Source organism: uncultured Veillonella sp., assembly GCF_934190855.1.
Classification (GTDB): domain Bacteria; phylum Bacillota; class Negativicutes; order Veillonellales; family Veillonellaceae; genus Veillonella.
This window is the reverse complement of the sequence record NZ_CAKPTN010000203.1, coordinates 1-2,547: the sequence shown is the minus strand read 5'-3', so window position 1 is coordinate 2,547 and position 2,547 is coordinate 1. Positions and strand designations below refer to the sequence as shown.

General features: G+C 40.7%; 2 protein-coding genes. One reads left to right on the top strand and one right to left on the bottom strand.

Annotation, left to right across the window (positions count from 1 at the left end; genetic code table 11):
* On the top strand, positions 1-1,459 hold a 1,459-nt coding region (locus Q0F90_RS08735; RefSeq protein WP_296004825.1), incomplete at its 5' end, for a DNA topoisomerase.
* 168 nt (positions 1,460-1,627) lie between these two features.
* Here Q0F90_RS08735 and Q0F90_RS08730 read toward each other — a convergent pair.
* Positions 1,628-2,547: DEAD/DEAH box helicase (locus Q0F90_RS08730; protein ID WP_296004823.1), on the bottom strand; the 920-nt coding region annotated here is incomplete at its 5' end.

The following is a 2,547-nucleotide window of genomic DNA, read 5'->3' as shown; positions in this document are numbered from 1 at the left end:
ACGTTTACCCTTATCCTTGTCATCCATGCAGGTGTTGGCAGGTAAAGCCTTTTCCTATGATCCGCAAACTGTGCTTGATACGGCACAGAAATTATATGAAAAGAAATTGACCACCTATCCACGTTCTGATTGTGAATATTTACCACCGAATCAATATGGTGATCGCAATGCAATTCTCAACAATTTACAGAATGCTGGAGATGAGCGTTTAGCGCAGTGGGCTACCGATGCAGACCGATCTATTAAGAGCCGCGCTTGGAATGAAAAGAAAATTACAGCCCATCACGCTATTATTCCGACCACGGTCGCTTGTAATATAAATAGCTTATCTCGTGAGGAGCGAAATATTTATTTCCTTATCAGCCAAGCCTATATTGCTCAGTTTTATGGGGAACATGTTTATGAGCAAACTAAAATTGTAGTAGAGCAATGTAAGGAAGAATTTGTTGCTAATGGTCGCGTTGTTATTGAAGACGGCTGGAAAGCCCTCTATAAACGACAAAAATCTAAATCTGCCACCGATAATGAGGAACCTGATTTAACCGATGAAAGTGGGGCAGAATCAGATCCTAAAAAAGAGGTTCTTGAAGAAGCAGATCATTTGCCGGCAGTTAAAAAGAACGACATTGTTCTATATACAGATTCCTCTGTAGATGCGAAACAAACCAAGCCACCATCTCGCTTTACTCCATCCACTTTATTGCAAGCGATGAAGGAAATTCACAAGTTTGTAAAAAATGAAGATCTGAAAAAGCAGTTAAAAGCTGTTTCTGGTATTGGTACAGAGGCGACTCGCGCTAATATTATTGATGAGCTCATCAGCCGTGGATTTATGAAAACATCTGGGAAGAAGCAGGTTCTATCACCAACTGAAACGGGCTATCTCTTAGTTGATGCATTACCTGATGAATTGCTATATCCTGATGAAACGGCTATTTGGGAAGAACGGTTGGCGCTCATGAGTGAAGGGGAGGACACATTAGAGTCCTTCTTGTCTGATCAGATTAAGTTTTTGAAGCATTTGATTGATAAGCTAGGCTTTGATAAACAAGGCAGTTCTGGTCAAATGATGCCAAACGTGGTTCGTACTATAACGAATCAAAACCGTAAACGCCCGATGGATAATGCTAGCGTTGATTTATCCTCTTTGCCTCTTTGTCCAAAGTGTAATAAGGGACGTCTACAACAGCGAAATGGTAAATTTGGTGCCTTTTTAGGCTGCACCAATTATCCTGCATGCAAGCATACGCAACCTGTTGAAGGTATGAATCCTAATGGTGAAAGCAATATTGAAGTCTCTGATGCAGATAAACAATATAAATGTCCGCGATGCAAGCAAGGTTATTTTGTAAAGCAAGAGGTAAGAGGTCGAGTAAACTGGATTTGTAGTAATCGATCTCAATGTAAAACGCAATGCTCCGATGTAGATGGAGTACCAAGTATTTACGCAAATAAGTAAATAGTACTCTATTTTAGTTAAATATATAATAATATATAGAAACTACTAATGTAGTTTGATATTAAAAAGACGCGTACAGCTAGGCTGTGCGCGTCTTTTTAGTTGATATAGTTTGTGATGTAGTAAAATTTCTATATTAATTTTGCTAGAGCACAATAACTCTTAATATTACCTACGTTTGCCACGACGTCCAGTTTGAGATGTAGAGGCGCGGCGTTGACGTGTATTAGCGCCCTTGTGACCACGAGCTTTGTGTGCCTTAGCCTTAGTAGCTTGGTAAGAGCTGCTTACTTTTGGTTTACCAGATGCTTTTGTACGTTTTGGTGCAGCACTTGCGTTACCTTTAGTTTTGATTTGACCATCTTTAGTATATTTTGTCAGCGTCGCTTGGATGGCGCGTTCGATGCGTCGTAACCAAGATTCATCTTGTGGCGTTGCAAAGGTTACAGCCACACCCGTATTACCAGCTCGACCTGTACGGCCTATACGGTGAATGTAGTAATCTACATCGCGAGGTACATCATAGTTATATACGTGAGTAATGCCTTCGATATCAATACCACGAGCTGCAATATCTGTAGCCACCAAGATTTGTGTTTTCGCTTTAGCAAAGTCACGTAAAATTTGTGTACGACGTCCTTGCGTTAAATCGCCGTGCATTTCTGCGATGTTGAGGCCTGCTGCAGTCAATTCATAAGATAAACGAACAGCACCTTCTCGTTTATTACAGAAAACGATGGCTAAAAACGGATTGTCTTCTTCAATCATTTTGATAAGCCGTTCTGTTTTCTCTTCAGGGTTCATCATATACACTCGTTGATCAATCGATTCGAGAGTAACATGTTTACCTTCCGCTGTTACAGAAACTGGTTTAGACATATAGGCCTTTGCAAGGTTCCGGATTTTGTCTGGAATTGTTGCAGAGAATAGTAGTAGTTGTCTATTCGCATCCGTTTGACTAATGAGGCTTTCAATATCAGGTAAGAAGCCCATATGAAGCATTTGGTCCGCTTCGTCTAGTACAACACGGCGAATACAATCTAGATGTAAAGAACCTCGTTTAGCGTGATCTAGTAGGCGACCAGGTG